We start from the raw sequence: 15409 nt of genomic DNA on the forward strand, positions 1-15409 counted from the left end.
CGTGACCGGCGTCGCCGTCCGGAGGCGGCTTTCCCGTGCCGTTCCGACGGGCCGGTCCCTCCGGTCCGGCTCCCGCGACGAGCCCGTACCCGTGCGCGACAGGCACCGGTTCCCCGGCCGCCCGGGCGGGCTCGGGCGGCATGACCGGGGTCACGCCGCAGAACAGGTGCAGTGCGCCAGTACCTCGCTGGTCAGTCCCCCGTCGTCGACGAACAGCGCCTCGGCCACCATGCGGCCGCCGACGCCGCGCGTGCAGACCGTGGCGGTGTCCACGCAGCGCAGTACGTCGACGGTCTCGGACCGAGGGCCGGGGGTTCCTGGCCGGCGCGGTGCCGGCGTACTCGCGCGGGCCCTCCCGGCCGCGCACCACGTCGCTGCCGGCCGCCTGCCCCGCGAACGGCGACGCCGGCTCGGCGTCCTCGGTGCACAGCCGGAGGATCTCCTCCAGGTCGTGCTCGTTCCGCACCTCGATGTGGTGCTCGACGAAGGCCACCGCCTCCTGCTCGGTCCGCGGCATCGTCAGGTTCTCCCCTCCCCGTCACCGCTTGCGCGGGACGGTCGAGCTGAACGGGTGGTGCGCGCCGACGTCGAGCGCGGGGGCGGGTTCGCCCGCGGGGGTCTCCTCGCTCGCGGCCGGTGTCCCCGGCGCAGTCAGCCGGTCGTACGCGAAGCGGTGCCCGAAGCGGGCGACGGCGCGCACGAGTTCCTCCTCCGCCACGGGCACGGCGGCGGCGACGTCCGGCTGCCGGGGATGCGACGGTGACGCGGGCACCGTGCGGCCTTGATCACGCCGAGCACTCCGGCAGCCGCCTCGGCGTGTCCGACGCACGCCTCGACCGAGCCCCCGCACAGCCGGCGAGCGCCCGCGAGCGCGGTCCTGACCGCCTCCGGCTCGGGACGGCGGCCGGATGAGCGTCGGGGGCGTCCGTCCGGGTGCGTCGCACCCGCGTCCGGTCGTTCCTCCGAGGCGGGCGCGCGACCGGACGGGCACCGCTCCTGTCCGACGGAGGCCCCGCCCACGGCACGGTGCGCCACGGGCGGGCCGCTGCACCTTCCCCGCGCGACAGTGCGCCTGTCGGCGCGCTCGGCGCACGCCCCGTGGCGGTGGTGTGCGCTGCTCCGATCGGCCGCCACCGGGGGAGTCCTTTACGGCACGGCGGGTGGTCGGCCGGGACCGGGAAGGAATGGATACGGGCAGCGCTTGCGGAACCGGCCGCCCTGACGGCCCCGGACCCGGGCACCGGTCCGGGCTCCGTCCGTCGCTGCACCGGCCCGACGGCCCGCACGGAAGCCGCCGGAGAGGAGACAGGGATGGAGTTCGACGCCGCCGGCCGCCGCGTCCTCCCGGGAGCGTCCGCGGCCGGACCGACGGCGGCGGCGTCCCCGGCCGGGGCCCGCACCGCGGCGGCCCCTCCCGCCCCCACCGCCGCAGGGGAACACGTGCTGGAGTACCGGGAGATGACCGGAGGCTCGGTCACCGCCTCCGGTGACGGACGCGTTCTGGTCGCCGAGGTGCAGGGTGTGCTGTGGCGCGTCCCCCGCGGCGGCGGCGCGGCGGTGCGGCTGACGGACTGGGAACTGGAGGCGACCGGTCCGGCACTGTCGCCCGACGGCGCGACGGTGGCGCTGTGCGGCTACCGCGGCGGCGCCTTCCGGCTGTGGGCGATGCGGATCGACGGCGGCGGGCTGCGCCGGCTCACCGACGGCCCCTGGGACGACCGCGGGGCGGCCTGGTCACCGGACGGCACCCGCCTGGTGTTCTCCTCCGAACGCGGCGGCGACGCGGTGGCCGGCAGCGCCTTCGGCCTGTGGACCCTCGACGTGCGCGACGGCCACGTGCGGAAGCTGACCGGCGGGGACTTCGAGGACCTCGATGCCGCATGGTGGCCGGACGGGCGGTCGGTGGTGTGCGTCCGCGCCGCCCACACCCCGGACGGCGCGAGCGACGGCGGCCGGTCCCTCGTCCGGGTGCCCGCCGCGGGCGGTGCGGCGCGGACGGTGCGCACGGTCGCCGAAGGACGGCTGCTGTGCCCGTCGGTCTCCCCCTCGGGACGGATCGCCTACCTGCGTCTGTCCGGCACCGGCGACTCGCCGTCCCTGCCCGCCGCCGCGGCGGTGCTCATGGTCGACGGCCAGGTCGTCGCGGCCGACGAGGACCTGGCGGCGGCCCCGCCGTGCTGGCTGGGCGAGGACCGGCTGCTGTACGTGGCCGACGGCCGCATCCGCGTCCGCACCCTGGGTACGCCGTCGGTGGAGGAGATCCCCTTCACCGCCCGCATGCCGGTTCCCCGGCCGCACTGGCGGCCCAAGGCGCGGGCCTGGAACCCGGCCGGGCCGGTCCCGGTGCGCGGCATCCACCTGCCCGCCCTGTCCCCGGACGGGCGGAGCGTGGCGTTCGCGGCACTGAACGCGCTGTGGCTGATGGACGTCGGCGGCACGCCCCGCAAGCTCGTCCAGGCCTCCGGCGTCCACCACCTGCAGACGCCGGCGTGGGCTCCGGACGGGCGCAGCCTGCTGTACTGCACCGACCAGGGCGGATTGACGGCCGTCCGCCGCCTGCACCTGGACGGCGGCCGTGACGAGCCGATCACCGGCCAGGGCCGTCTGTGTCCGGCGCCGTCCCCGGACGGCTCCCTGCTGGCCTGCCAGGACGTCGCCGGGAACCTGCTGCTGCGCACCCTGGCCACGGGCGCCGAACGGGTGCTGGCCCGGCCGATGGCCACCGACGGGCCGCCCGGCGCGCCCACCTGGTCGCCCGACGGCCGGTACGTGGCCTTCTGCGACCGCAACCGGCTCAACCACCGCTTCCGCGAGGGCTACCACCTCATCCGCGTCCTCGACACCCGCACCGGCACCGAACGCCGTCACCTGCCCGCCGCCCACCAGTCGCTGTCCGACCGCGCCGCCGCGGGACCCGTCTGGTCCCCCGACGGCCGCTGGATGGCCCTGGTCGCCGAATCCGCCCTGTGCCTGCTGCCCGTCACCACCGACGGCACCCCGGCCGGTCCGGTGCGCCGGCTCACCGACGAGCCGGCCGACCACCCCAGTTGGGCCGGCGACGCGAACACCCTGCTCTATCTCTCCTCCGGCCGCCTGCGCCTGATGACCCTCGACGCCGGCCGGGCACCGGCGCGCACGCGCACGCTGCCCGTCCCGCTGACCGTCCGGCGCCGCCCGTCCCACGACCGCGAGCCGCTGCGCATCCACGCCGGCCAGTTGTGGGACGCCACCGGCACCGCACCCCGCCAGGACGTCGACATCCTGGTGGAAGGCGGACGGATCACCGCCGTCGAACCCCACCGTGCGCGCCGTCCCGGCCACCGCACCCTGGACGCCTCCACCCGCACCGTCGTCCCCGGCCTGTTCGACAGCCACACCCATCCCTACAGCGCCACCTACGGGGCCCGCCAGCACCTCGCCGCGCTCGCCTACGGGATCACCACCACCGCCTGCATGGGTGCGTCCCTGTACGAGGCGGTCCGGCTGCGGGAGTCCCTCGCCTCGGGCCACAGCACCGGCCCGCGCATGCTGGCCTGCGCGGAACTGATCGACGGCCCCCGCACCGCCTACGCCAAGGGCCGCGCCCACCGCACCCGCGCCGGCGTACGGCGCACCCTCGACCGCGTCACCGCGCTGGACGTCGACTTCGTCAAGACCTACGTACGCGCCCCGGGCCGGACCATGGCCCGGGCCGCCGAAGCCGCCCACCGCCTCGGTGTCCCCTGCGGCAGCCACCTGTGCTTCCCGGGCCGGGCAGCCGGCCAGGACCTGACCACCCACCTGCAGGCCACCCAGCGTCTGCCCCACGGCCACGCCACCACCCCCACCGGCCACCTCCACCAGGACCTCCTCCAGCAGTACGCCGACGGCGCCTTCGCCCTGGTCGTCACCCCGTTCACCGCCCAACTCCTGCTCGCCGCCGATCCCGCCCTGGCCGACGACCCGCGCGTCCGCACCCTCCTGCCGCCCTGGGACGTCGCCGCCGTCCACGAACGCGCCACGACCGCCCCCACCGCCGAGCAGCGACGAGCCCTGGCCACCGAGATCGGCAACTACCGGCGGCTCGTCGCCCACGGCGCCACCCTCGCCCTGGGCACCGACGCCCCGCTCGTCCCCGCCGGCCTCTCCCTGCACCTGGCCCTGCGCGCCCTCAACGCCCACGGCTTCACCCCCGCCCAGGCCCTGCGCACCGCCACCGCCGTCCCCGCCCGGCTCTTCGGCCTCGACACCGACCTGGGCACCGTCGAGCCGGGAAAGGCCGCCGACCTCACCGTCGTCGACGGCGACCCCTTCACCGACTTCACCACCCTCGTCGACATCCCCCTGGTACTGCGCGACGGCGTCCCCCACCACCGGAGCGACCTCACCGCCGTCCATCCACCGGTCACCGACCCGGCCCCCTGGCACGGCCTCGCCCGAACCCTCCGGCAGAGCTCCTGATGCCGCCCCGGCCCCGGCCCCCGTGCCCAGCCGCCGACGCCGCAGCGCACGCCGGCCTCCCGCTTCCCTCCCGCCCACGGCCTTCCGCCCGTGTCCGGCCGCCGTGCGCCGTGCGCCGTGCGGCGACCGGACGCACCGGACACACCCACCACCGCAAGGAGCCGCTCTGTGCCCTCCCGCATGAGGACCGTCCTGGCCACCGCCGCCGCCGCGGCGGTCTTCTCCTCTCCGGCCGCCGCACCCGCGGCCTTCGCCGCCACCGAGGAGCCGCTCGACTACGTCGCTCTCGGCGACTCGTTCGCCGCCGGTCCCCTGGTGACCCCGGCCGATCCGTCGAACCCGCTGTGCCTGCGCTCGCTGGCGAACTACCCGCACGTCGCCGCCGAGGAACTGGGCGCGGGGCTGACGGACGTCAGCTGCACCGGTGCCACCGCCGACCACCTGGGCACCTCTCAGCACCCCGGCACCAGGCCCCAGTACGAAGCCCTGTCCCAGGACACGGATGTCGTCAGCATCACCGTCGGCGGCAACGACACCGACCTGTTCACCATGGCCCTCGGCTGCGTCAACCTCCTCCCCGAGCCTCTGGGCGTCAGCTGCGCGGCCAGGAACACCCGAGGCGGCGTCGACACGGTGAAGGCCGCCATCGACGCCTGGGCGCCGACGTTCGCCGACGTCCTGGACCGGATCCGCCAACGGGCGCCGCACGCCCAGGTGTTCGTCGTCGGATACGGCAACGCCGTCCGTCCCGGCGGCTGCTTCCCCACCCAGCCCGTCTGGGACGTCGACGCCGACTACCTGCAGGGCGCGGTCAGCCACCTCGACGCCGCGCTGAGGAGGACCTCCCAGCGGCACGGCGCCGTCTTCGTCGACACCTACGGACCGGGGATCGGCCACGACATGTGCGCCGCCCCCGCCGACCGGTACATCGAGGGCTTCGTCCCCGCCCGCGACCCGGCCCCCCTGCACCCCAACGCCGCCGGTTCGGAGGCGATCGGCCGGACACTCGCCGCAGCCGTCCGCTCCGCTGCCGGCACCGGCTGACCGGCGGCACCGCGCACCGGCACGGCACACCGGCGGCGTGCCGTGCCGGTTCCCGCGGGGGCGGACCGGTCCCGGGGCGAGGACGTCGTCGGCGTCCGGTCCGCCCGGCCCGAGGGGACGGCGGGCGGCTGCTCCGTTCGCCGGGAACGCGCCCGGTCCCGTGCCCGGACGGCCGGGCGGCCCCCTGCTGCCGGGCGATCAGCGGGATCCGGAGGCGGTCTCCCGGGCGGTCGCCGGACGCGACGCGGTGATCCACGACGCGGCCCTCGCCGGGGCCAGCGGCCCTGCGCGGCCGTGGCCGGGCCGGGTGGGGCTCAGGCGTCCCGGTACGCCTCCAGCAGCCGCAGCCAGACCTCGCTGATCGTCGGGTACGAGGGGACCGCGTGCCACAGGCGGCCGACCGGGACCTCGGCGGCGACGGCGACGGTCGCGGAGTGGAGGAGTTCGCCGACGCCGGGGCCGACGAAGGTGACGCCGCGCAGGATCTCGTCGTCGAGGTCGACGACCATGCGGGCGCGGCCCTTGTAGCCCTCGGCGTACAGGCCGGCGCCGGCGACCGTGGACAGGTCGACGTCGACGGCGCGGACGCGGTGCCCCTCCTGCTCCGCCTCGGCCAGCGAGAGGCCGACGGCGGCCACCTCCGGGTCGGTGAAGACGACCTGGGGGACGGCGGCGTGGTCGGCGGTGGCGGTGTGGGCGCCCCAGTCCTCCGCGTCCACGGGCTCGCCGGCGGCCCGGGCGACGATGGCGGCGCCCGCGATCCGGGCCTGGTACTTGCCCTGGTGGGTGAGCAGGGCGCGGTAGTTGATGTCGCCGACGGCGTACAGCCAGTCGTAGCCGGAGACCCGGAGGCTCTCGTCCACGCCGAGCCATACGCCGGGCCTCAGGCCGACCGTCTCCAGGCCGATGTCGTCGGTGCGCGGGGCGCGGCCGGTGGCGAAGAGGATCTCGTCGGCCTCGATCCGGTCACCGCCGTCGGTGACGACCAGGACGGTGCCGTTCTCCCGGGTCACCGACTTCACCGAGGTGCCGGTGCGGATGTCCGCGCCGGCCTCGGTGAGGGCCTCGGCGACCAGTTCCCCGGCGAAGGGCTCCATGCGGGACAGCAGGCCGCTGCCGCGCACGAGGACCGTGACCCGCGAGCCGAGCGCCTGCCAGGCGGTGGCCATCTCGGCGGCGACCACCCCGCCGCCGACCACGACCAGCCGGCCGGGCACGGACCGGGAGCTGGTGGCCTCCCGGCTGGTCCACGGCCTGACCTCGGCGAGTCCGGGCAGGTCGGGCAGCTGGGCGCGGCTGCCGGTGCAGAGGGCGACGGCGTGCCGGGCGGTGAGGACCCGCCGGCCGCCGTCGGGGCCGGTGACGGTCACGGTGCGCGGGCCGGTGAGCCGTCCGTGGCCGCGGTGGAGGTCGGCTCCGATGCCCTCCAGCCACCGGACCTGGCCGTCGTCCTTCCAGTGGGAGGTGTAGGAGTCGCGGTGGGCGAGCACCGCGGCGACGTCCAGGGGGCCCTGGACCGACCGGCTCAGGCCGGGCGTGCGGCGGGCGTCGGCCCGGGCGATCACCGGGCGCAGCAGGGCCTTGCTGGGCATGCAGGCCCAGTAGGAGCACTCGCCGCCCACCAGCTCGCTCTCCACGACCGCGGTGGTGAGCCCGGCGGCGCGGGTGCGGTCGGCGACGTTCTCCCCCACGGGCCCGGCTCCGAGCACCACGACGTCGTAGGCGATGGGTTCCGTTCGCGTCGATTGCGTTTCCGTCATGGCGTCAGTCTGGTGGGTGGTGTGCGCGGTGGCCACATGGGTAGGGGCGCGGAATACGTGACCGGTCGGCCGTGTTGTGCCGACGGCCCGACCCGACACCAGGAAGAGGGAACACGCCATGAGCAGCACCGTGGAGCTCACCAAGGAGAACTTCGACCGGACGGTCACGGACAACGAGTTCGTCCTGATCGACTTCTGGGCGGCCTGGTGCGGTCCGTGCCGTCAGTTCGCGCCGGTGTACGAGAAGGCGGCGGAGGAGAACCCGGACCTGGTGTTCGGCAAGGTGGACACCGAGGCGCAGCCGGAGCTGGCCGCGGCCTTCGGCATCCAGTCGATCCCGACGCTGATGATCGTCCGCGACCAGGTCGCCGTGTTCGCCCAGCCGGGTGCCCTGCCCGAGGCCGCCCTGACGGACGTCATCGGACAGGCCCGCAAGCTGGACATGGACGAGGTCCGCAAGCAGATCGCCGAGCAGCAGGCACAGCAGGGCCAGGCTCCGGGCCAGGGCGAGTAGGCCCTCCCCGGGGCACGGGGCACGGCGGCGGCCGGCCCGGGAACGGGTGGCGCGCACGCCGTCGTCCGCCGCACGCCGGTGAGGGGCTCCGGGCCGGTGTCACCGCCGGACGCGCTCCGCCGGGTCCGGGCCGCGGGCCGGATCCCGGAGGCGATGCCCGGCGGGGGTCCGTACCGGCGCCGCCCGCGGCGGGCTCGGCACCGCCCGCCGCGCGGGCCCCGGACCCGCCCGCCGCCCTCGGCCCCGTCAGCTGGACTCGCGCGGCACCACCGACGCCCCCAGCACCTTGTGCGCCTCGGGCCCGGCGGCCGGGTCGTGCACTGCGCGGTCGACCAGCTCGGCGAGCTCACGGCCCGACGGCAGTTCGAGGTGGACGGTGCTCAGCCGGGGCCGCAGCAACCGGCCCAGCATCAGGTTGTCCGCCCCGATCACGGCGGTCTCCTCGGGGATGCGGATGCCCTCGTCCTGGAGGGCGCGCATCAGGAGCATCGCGTACTCGTCGTTGTACGTGAACACGGCGTCGAGGCCGAGGGCGCGCCAGCGGGCGGCGAGCCGCGCGGCGGCGCCCTCGTCGTGGGCGAGGGGCAGCTCGGTGACCGTGGCGTCCGTACCGCGCAGGGCCTCGCGCACCCCGGCCAGGCGGGGCGCGGAGAACGCCTCCAGACCGGGTTCCCGCGGAACGACGACGCCGATCCGGCGCCGGCCCCGGTCGAAGAGGTGGGCGCCCGCGCTGTGACCGACGACGTCGTGGTCCATGAGCAGGGCGTGCGCGCCCTCGACGGACTCGGGACCGAGGGTGACGACGGCCCGCGCCCCGGAGCGCTTGAGCACCTCGACACCCTGCGGACCGAGCCCGGAACCGGGGACCAGGACCGCCACGGGCCGCAGTTCGGCCCAGGCACGGGCGGCCTCGTCGTCCTGCGGGCCGACGGTGCCGTACTGCACGACCGTGTAGTCGAGGCGGCCGAGCGCCCCCTGGAGGTCGTTGATGAACTGGCTGTAGAGCGGGCCGACGGGGAAGGCCGGCGCGGGCATCAGCACCATGCGGGTGTGCCCGGCGCGCAGGCTGCGGGCCGCCGCGTGCGGCACGTACCCGAGTTCCTTCGCGGCCTCGCGGACCCGGCGCCGGGTGGGCTCGCTGATCCGGACGGCACCGGCGTTGTTCAGGACGTAGGAGACGGTCGCGCGCGAGACGCCGGCCAGGCGGGCCACATCGGCGCTCGTGGGAACGGAGCGCGTCGGTGCGGGGGACGCGGGCGGGGGCGTTTTCGGTATCTGCACCATGACGTACCGCATCCTTGCAGAAGGCGGAACGGGGCTCTCGACCGGGTGAGTTGAGGGCCCCGCGGACGACCGCGGTCCCGGGCGTCGGATCAGCGGGAGGGAGTCCGGCCCGTCACCCGGTCGACCAGGTCCACCCACGCCGATTCCAGCCGCTCCGGCGGCATGCCGCACTGCCGGGTCAGGTGGTGGATCAGAGCGGGGTCGAGCTGGGCCAGCAGGGTGTGGGCGAGGATCTCGCAGTCCGCGTCCGGCACCGCCTCGCGCAGCAGCAGGGTGACGTGGTGGCGCAGCACCCGGCGGGGCGGGCTGGTGAAGCGGCGGCCGGCCTCCGGTTCGGCCGCCAGCTGCAGCTCCAGTTCGTCGGCGGTCCGGCGGAGCACGGCGAGGCCGAACGCCCGCAGCCGCTCCGCGGGCGGCGCGCCCGGTCCCAGGGGCGGGGGCCCGGTGAGGAAGGCGGCCTGGAACTTCTTCTCGGAGTGGTCGAGCAGCGCCGTGAGCAGTCCGGTGCGGTCGCCGAAGCGGCGGAAGACCGTGCCCTTGCCCACACGGGCGGCGGCGGCCACCGCCTCCATGGTGACGCTGTCCGCGCCGCGCTCGGCCACGAGCCGCGCGGCCGCCTCCAGCAGCCGGGCCCGGTTGCGCGCGGCGTCGGCGCGCAGGCAGGGCTCGTCCACGTCGAGACCGAGCTGCAGCAACTCCTGCGGCTCGCCGGGCTCTTGGGGCGTCGGGATGGGCGACGGCACTGCGGACATGAAGACAGCGTAAAGCATCGGGAAGAAACTGGACCGCGGTCCGGTTAGAGTGCTACAACAGAGAAACGGACCTCGGTCCGGATCGTAGACGCAGCACTTCCCCCCTTCCCTGGAGTTCGCCATGTCTGTCCGCATCCTCGCCCTCGTCGGCAGCCTCCGCGCCGGCTCGCACAACCGCCAGCTCGCCGAGGCCGCAGCCAAGATCGCTCCGGAGGGCTCCGAGGTGGCGCTCTACGAGGGGCTCGCGGAGATCCCCTTCTACAACGAGGACATCGACGTCGAGGGCAGCGTCCCGGCCGCCGCCGTCCGGCTCCGCGAGGCCGCCGCCGGCGCCGACGCCCTGCTGCTCTTCACGCCCGAGTACAACGGCACGATGCCCGCCGTCCTGAAGAACGCCATCGACTGGCTGTCCCGCCCCTACGGCACCGGCGCCGTCAGCGGCAAGCCCGTCGCCGTGATCGGTACCGCCTTCGGGCAGTACGGCGGCGTCTGGGCGCACGACGAGGCCCGCAAGGCCGTGGGCATCGCGGGCGGCAGGGTGATCGAGGACGTCAAGCTCGCCATCCCGGGCTCCGTGACCCGTTTCGCCGAGCTCCACCCGGCCGACGACGCCGAGGTCGCCGAGCAGCTGACCGAGGTCGTCGCCCGTCTGCGCGACCACGCCGCGGAGCCGGCCGCGGCCTGATCACGGCCGACACGTCCGACGCCCGCGGGGGCCGGAGCCTGCACGGCTCCGGCCCCCGCGCCGTGCGCGTGCCCGTCGCTCAGGCGGCGCCCGCCGCGCTCCGCTCGACGTCGCGGTCGTGGCGGTCGTCCCGGTCGTCGCGGTGGATCGGCACGTCCGAGCCGGTCAGGGGCGCGCCCGTGCCGCCCCGGCGGGCCGCGACGATCTCCGCCGCGATGGACAGGGCGGTCTCCTCCGGCGTACGGGCGCCGAGGTCGAGGCCGATCGGGGACCTGAGCCGGGCCAGCTCCCGCTCCCCCACGCCCGCCTCGCGCAGCCGCCGCTCGCGGTCGGCGTGGGTACGGCGCGACCCCATCGCCCCCACGAAGGCCACCGGCATCCGCAGGGCCTCCTTCAGCAGGGGGACGTCGAACTTCGGGTCATGGGTGAGCACGCACAGCACCGTGCGCGCGTCGGTCGCGGTGCCGCGCAGGTAGCGGTGCGGCCAGTCGACCACGACCTCGTCGGCCTCCGGGAACCGGGCCCGGGTGGCGAAGACCGGGCGGGCGTCGCAGACGGTGACACGGTGGCCGAGGAACCTGCCCACCCGCACCAGGGCCGCCGCGAAGTCGATCGCACCGAAGACGATCATGCGGGGCGGCGGTACCGAGGACTCGACGAACAAGGTGAGTCCGCCGGGGCAGCGGGAACCGTCCGCGGACAGGTCGACCGTGCCGGTGCGCCCGCCGTCCAGCAGGGCCCGGGCCTCGGCCGCCGCCGTCCGGTCCAGCTCCGGGTCCCCGCCGAGGCCGCCCTCGCAGGAGCCGTCCGGGCGGACGAACAGGGCCCCGCCGAGCAGGTCCGCCGGGCCCCGGACGACCCGGGCGAGGGCCCCCGGCTCGCCCCGGACGGCGGCCGAGAGCGCCGATCGGAGCACCTGCCGGACGGGGGCGCGGGCGCCGACCGGGGTCACCAGGACGTCGATGACGCCGCCGCAGGTCAGGCCCGCCGCGAAGGCGTCCTCGTCACTGTGGCCGAACCGCTCGACCCGCGTCCCGTCGTCCTCGAGCGCCCGCACGCACAGCTCGTACACCGCGCCCTCCACGCAGCCGCCGGAGACCGAGCCGATCGCCGTGCCCTCGCGGTCGACGGCGAGGGCGGCGCCCGGGCCGCGCGGTGCGCTGCCGTTCACGGACACGACCGTGGCCACGGCGAACTCCCTGCCTTCGTCCAGCCATCGGCACAGCTCACCGGCGACGTCAGACACGCGGCCCTCCCGCCCGCAGCACCCGGTCCGGGCGGATGGGCAGGTCGCGGTGGCGTACGCCGGTCGCGTGCCAGACCGCGTTGGCGACGGCCGCCGCGGCGCCCACGATGCCGACCTCGCCGATGCCCTTGATGCCGACCGGGTCGTCGGGGTCCGGGTCGTCCACCCAGTCCGCCTCGATCGCCGGCACGTCGGCGTGGGTGGCGATGTGGTAGCCGGCCAGGTCGGCGCCGTGGACGCCGCCCGAGGCGTGGTCGCGGACCGCCTCCTCGTGCAGGGCCATGGAGATGCCCCAGGTCATGCCGCCGACGAGCTGGCTGCGCGCGGTGAGCGGGTTGACGATCCGGCCCGCCGCGAAGATCCCCAGCATCCGGCGCACCCGCACCTCACCGGTGGTGACGTCCACGGCGACCTCGGCGAACTGCGCCCCGAAGGAGTGCCGCTCCTTCTGGGCGAGGGCGCCGAGGGCGGCGGTGGTGTCGGAGCGCACGGTGACGCCCTCCGGCGGCACGGCGACGCCCGGCAGGAGCCGGTCCCGCAGTTCCTCGGCGGCGACGGTGACCGCCCAGGCCCAGGACCGGGTGCCCATCGAGCCGCCGGCCAGCCCCGCCGGCCCGAAGTCGCTGTCGCCGATCCGCACCCGGACCCGGTCGGGCGCCACCCGCAGCGCGTCGGCGGCGACCAGGGTGAGCGCCGTACGGGCCCCGGTGCCGATGTCGGCCGCGGCGATCCGCACGGTGAAGGTGCCGTCCGCCTCGGCGGTCACCGCGGCCGTCGACGGGAGGGCCCCCGCGGGGAAGGAGGCGGCGGCCGTGCCGGTGCCGAGCAGCCAGCGCCCGTCGCGCCGCACGCCGGGGCGCGGGTCGCGGCCGGCCCAGCCGAAGCGGCGGGCGCCCTCGCGGAAGCAGGCGGCCAGGTTGCGGCCGGCGAACGGCAGCCCGGAGACCGGGCCCCGCTCGGGCTCGTTGCGCAGCCGCAGCTCGATCGGGTCGACGCCGCACTTCTCGGCGAGTTCGTCGAGGGCCGCCTCCAGCGCGAACGATCCCGGCGCCTCGCCCGGCGCGCGCATCCACGTCGGGGAGGGCACGTCCAGCCGTACGACCTCGTTCACCGTGCGGTGGGCGTCGGCGTCGTACATCACCCGGGCCGGCCCGGCGCCCGGCTCGACGAACTCCCACACCGTCGACGTCTGGTTCAGCGAGCGGTGCTCCAGGGCGCGCAGCCGCCCGTCGGCGTCGGCGCCGAGCCGGATCCGCTGGGTGGTGGGGCTGCGGTAGCCGGTGAGCGAGAACATCTGACGGCGAGTCAGCACGACGCGCACCGGACGCCGCAGGGCGGTCGCGGCCATCACGGCGGACACCTGGTGGGCCCGCAGGCCCTTGCTGCCGAAGCCGCCGCCGACGTGCTCGGAGCGCACCCGCACGGCGGACGGTTCGAGGGAGAACATCCTGGCGAGTTCGTCGGCGACCCAGGTGGTGCCCTGGTTGGAGTCGACGACCTCGAGCCGGCCGCCGTCCCACCGGGCGGTCGCCGCGTGCGGCTCCATCATGGCGTGGTGTTCCTCGGGCGTGGTGTACTCCGCGTCCACCACGTGGGCGGAGGCGGCGAGTCCGGCCTCCAGGTCGCCCTTCTCCGTCGCGGCGGGCATGTGCCCGTCCACCGGGTACGCGTCCGGGCGGTCCGCACGGAACGCGATGTCGTGCGGCTGCCGTTCGTAGGTGACGACGAGCGCCTCGGCGGCCTCGCGGGCCTGTTCGGGGGTCTCGGCGACGACGAGCGCGACGGGCCACCCGGCGTGCGGGATCCGGTCGTGCTGGAAGACGGCGGCGGTCGGGTCCGGCGGGACGCCCAGGATGCCGGTGTAGTCGGTGTCGACGCGCGGGGCGTTCCCGTGGTGCAGGACGGCGAGCACGCCCGGCATGCCGAGCACGCCGGAGGCCCCGACGGAGCGGATCCGGCCGCGGGCGACCGTGGACAGCACCAGGCGCCCGTGGGCGAGGTCCGCGAAGGGGACGTCGCCGGCGTAGCGGGCGGCCCCGGTGACCTTGTCGCGGCCCTCCACGCGTATGTGCGCGGTGCCGACGGCACCGGTCACCGGCGTGCGGCCGGTCGTGGGGGCGGTGGTCATCGGGCGGCCTCCTCGGCGAGTCCGGACAGCACGGCCACCACGAGGTTGCGCATGAGGGTCACCTTGTATCCGTTGTCGGGCAGCGGCCTGGCCGCCGCCAGTTCGGCGTCCGCGGCCGCGGCGAAGTACTCCGCGGTGGCCGGGGCCCCGGTCAGGACGCGTTCGGCCGCCCGGGCCCGCCACGGCCGGGACGCCACCGCGCCGAAGGCCAGGCGCGCCTCGCGCACGACTCCGTCGCGGACGTCGAGGGCGGCGGCGACCGAGCCGATCGCGAAGGCGTACGAGGCGCGTTCGCGGACCTTGCGGTAGCGGGAGCGGGCGGCGGCCGGCGCGGGCGGCAGGGTGACGCCGGTGACGAGCGCGCCGGGCGGCAGGGCGGTCTCCAGGTGCGGGGTGTCGCCCACGGGCAGGTAGAAGCCGTCGAGCGGCAACCGCCCCGGGCCGTCGGCCGTTTCGTACGAGACGACCGCGTCGAAGGCGGTCAGCGCCACGCCCATGTCGGACGGGTGGACGGCCACGCAGTGGTCGGAGGCGCCCAGGACTGCGTGGTTGCGGTGCTCGCCGGCGACGGCGGGACACCCGCTGCCGGGCGCGCGCTTGTTGCAGGGCTGGGTCACGTCGGCGAAGTAGCCGCAGCGGGTGCGCTGGAGCAGGTTGCCGCCGACGGTCGCCATGTTGCGCAGTTGCCCGGAGGCGCCGGCGAGCACCGCCTGGGCCAGGGCCGGGTAGCGGCGGCGGACCTCGGGGTGGGCGGCGAGGTCGCTGTTGGTGACGGTGGCGCCGATGCGCAGCCCGCCGTCGTCGGCCGGTTCGATCCGGTCCAGCGGGAGCCCGCGGACGTCGACGAGCCGGGCGGGGCGCTCGACGCCGGTCTTCATCAGGTCGACGAGATTGGTGCCGCCGCCGAGGTAGCGGGCGTCCGGGTCGGCGCCGAGCAGCGCCACGGCACCGGGGACGTCGTCCGCGCGCCGGTAGTCGAACTCCCTCATGCCACCGCCTCCCCGGCCCCGGCCCGGGCCTGCGCGGCCGCGCGGGCGACGGCCTCGGCGATCGGCGCGTAGGCGCCGCAGCGGCAGAGGTTGCCGCTCATCCGCTCCCGGATCTCCTCGGGGGTCAGCGGTGGCGGTCCCGCTTCGGGCCGTACGTCGTCGGTGACGGCGCTGGGCCAGCCGGCGGCGTGTTCCTCGATGACCGCGACGGCCGAACAGATCTGACCGGGCGTGCAGTAGCCGCACTGGAAGCCGTCCAGGTCGAGGAAGGCCTGCTGCACCGGGTGCAGCCGCCCGCCCTCGGCCACGCCCTCCACGGTGGTGATCTCGCGTCCCTCGGCCGCGACGGCCAGTTGGAGGCAGGACACGGTGCGGCGGCCGTCGACCAGGACGGTGCAGGCCCCGCACTGTCCCTGGTCGCAGCCCTTCTTGGTGCCGGTCAGATCGAGTCGCTCGCGCAGGGCGTCGAGCAGGGTGGTGCGGTGGTCGACGGACAGCGTGTGCTTCTCGCCGTTGATGTCCAGGGTGACGGTGCTGGACGTCGAGGGGGCCATGGGCAGCCTTCCT

At 76.1% G+C, this 15409-nt stretch carries 13 protein-coding genes and 1 pseudogene; 4 read left to right on the forward strand and 10 right to left on the reverse strand.

Features of this window, described 5'->3' with window-relative positions:
* Positions 1–150 precede the first annotated feature (150 nt).
* The 3 genes and pseudogenes from FHS37_RS40615 to FHS37_RS40875 all read right to left on the reverse strand — a co-directional run.
* The gene (locus tag FHS37_RS40615; RefSeq protein WP_268254600.1) at positions 151–273 is read right to left on the reverse strand and encodes a hypothetical protein; all 123 of its coding nucleotides are present in this window, start codon (positions 271–273) and stop codon (positions 151–153) included.
* A gap of 265 nt (positions 274–538) precedes the next feature.
* A complete protein-coding gene (locus FHS37_RS29615; RefSeq protein WP_229890088.1) occupies positions 539–772 on the reverse strand; it encodes a hypothetical protein in 234 nt (77 codons plus the stop codon).
* Between the two features lie 29 nt (positions 773–801).
* Positions 802–1134 (reverse strand): annotated as a pseudogene (locus FHS37_RS40875) (hypothetical protein); the annotation flags it as partial.
* A gap of 177 nt (positions 1135–1311) precedes the next feature.
* On the opposite strand from FHS37_RS40875, the gene FHS37_RS29625 reads away from it, so the two are divergent.
* Both FHS37_RS29625 and FHS37_RS29630 read left to right on the forward strand, forming a co-directional pair.
* Positions 1312–4440 carry an amidohydrolase family protein gene (locus tag FHS37_RS29625; RefSeq protein WP_184826819.1) on the forward strand — a complete coding sequence of 1043 codons (3129 nt, stop codon included), beginning with the start codon at positions 1312–1314 and terminating at the stop codon, positions 4438–4440.
* 168 nt (positions 4441–4608) lie between these two features.
* The gene (locus FHS37_RS29630) at positions 4609–5484 is read left to right on the forward strand and encodes an SGNH/GDSL hydrolase family protein (RefSeq protein WP_229890081.1); all 876 of its coding nucleotides are present in this window, start codon (positions 4609–4611) and stop codon (positions 5482–5484) included.
* Positions 5485–5798: 314 nt separating this feature from the next.
* Here the strand turns inward: FHS37_RS29630 and FHS37_RS29635 are convergent, their stop codons facing one another.
* The gene (locus tag FHS37_RS29635; protein ID WP_184826821.1) at positions 5799–7244 is read right to left on the reverse strand and encodes a dihydrolipoyl dehydrogenase family protein; all 1446 of its coding nucleotides are present in this window, start codon (positions 7242–7244) and stop codon (positions 5799–5801) included.
* A gap of 118 nt (positions 7245–7362) precedes the next feature.
* Here FHS37_RS29635 and trxA point away from each other — a divergent pair, with 118 nt between their 5' ends.
* A complete protein-coding gene (trxA, locus tag FHS37_RS29640) occupies positions 7363–7758 on the forward strand; it encodes a thioredoxin (RefSeq protein WP_184826823.1) in 396 nt (131 codons plus the stop codon).
* 246 nt (positions 7759–8004) lie between these two features.
* On the opposite strand, the gene FHS37_RS29645 is transcribed toward trxA, so the two are convergent.
* Together FHS37_RS29645 and FHS37_RS29650 are read right to left on the reverse strand one after the other, a co-directional pair.
* On the reverse strand, positions 8005–9042 hold the full coding sequence (locus tag FHS37_RS29645; RefSeq protein WP_184826825.1) for a LacI family DNA-binding transcriptional regulator: 1038 nt from the start codon (positions 9040–9042) through the stop codon (positions 8005–8007).
* An 89-nt stretch (positions 9043–9131) separates the two neighbouring features.
* Entirely contained in the window at positions 9132–9794 is a 663-nt protein-coding gene (locus tag FHS37_RS29650; protein WP_184826827.1) for a TetR/AcrR family transcriptional regulator, read from the reverse strand.
* A 121-nt stretch (positions 9795–9915) separates the two neighbouring features.
* Here FHS37_RS29650 and FHS37_RS29655 point away from each other — a divergent pair, with 121 nt between their 5' ends.
* Entirely contained in the window at positions 9916–10479 is a 564-nt protein-coding gene (locus FHS37_RS29655; protein WP_184826829.1) for an NAD(P)H-dependent oxidoreductase, read from the forward strand.
* A gap of 79 nt (positions 10480–10558) precedes the next feature.
* On the opposite strand, the gene FHS37_RS29660 is transcribed toward FHS37_RS29655, so the two are convergent.
* The 4 genes from FHS37_RS29660 to FHS37_RS29675 are packed head-to-tail and all read right to left on the reverse strand — an operon-like array spanning position 10559 to position 15396.
* Entirely contained in the window at positions 10559–11725 is a 1167-nt protein-coding gene (locus FHS37_RS29660; RefSeq protein ID WP_184826831.1) for an XdhC family protein, read from the reverse strand.
* The gene (locus FHS37_RS29665) at positions 11718–13853 is read right to left on the reverse strand and encodes a xanthine dehydrogenase family protein molybdopterin-binding subunit (protein ID WP_184826833.1); all 2136 of its coding nucleotides are present in this window, start codon (positions 13851–13853) and stop codon (positions 11718–11720) included. Before FHS37_RS29665 ends, FHS37_RS29660 begins: the two co-directional genes overlap by 8 nt.
* Positions 13850–14842 carry an FAD binding domain-containing protein gene (locus FHS37_RS29670; protein WP_184826835.1) on the reverse strand — a complete coding sequence of 331 codons (993 nt, stop codon included), beginning with the start codon at positions 14840–14842 and terminating at the stop codon, positions 13850–13852. The genes FHS37_RS29665 and FHS37_RS29670 overlap by 4 nt, the downstream gene beginning before the upstream one ends.
* Positions 14839–15396 (reverse strand): 2Fe-2S iron-sulfur cluster-binding protein, encoded by a 558-nt coding sequence (locus FHS37_RS29675; RefSeq protein WP_184826837.1) that lies wholly within the window; start codon positions 15394–15396, stop codon positions 14839–14841. The genes FHS37_RS29670 and FHS37_RS29675 overlap by 4 nt, the downstream gene beginning before the upstream one ends.
* Between the last annotated feature and the right edge of the window lie 13 nt (positions 15397–15409).

Source organism: Streptomyces griseomycini, assembly GCF_014203535.1.
Classification (GTDB): Bacteria; Actinomycetota; Actinomycetes; order Streptomycetales; family Streptomycetaceae; genus Streptomyces; species Streptomyces griseomycini.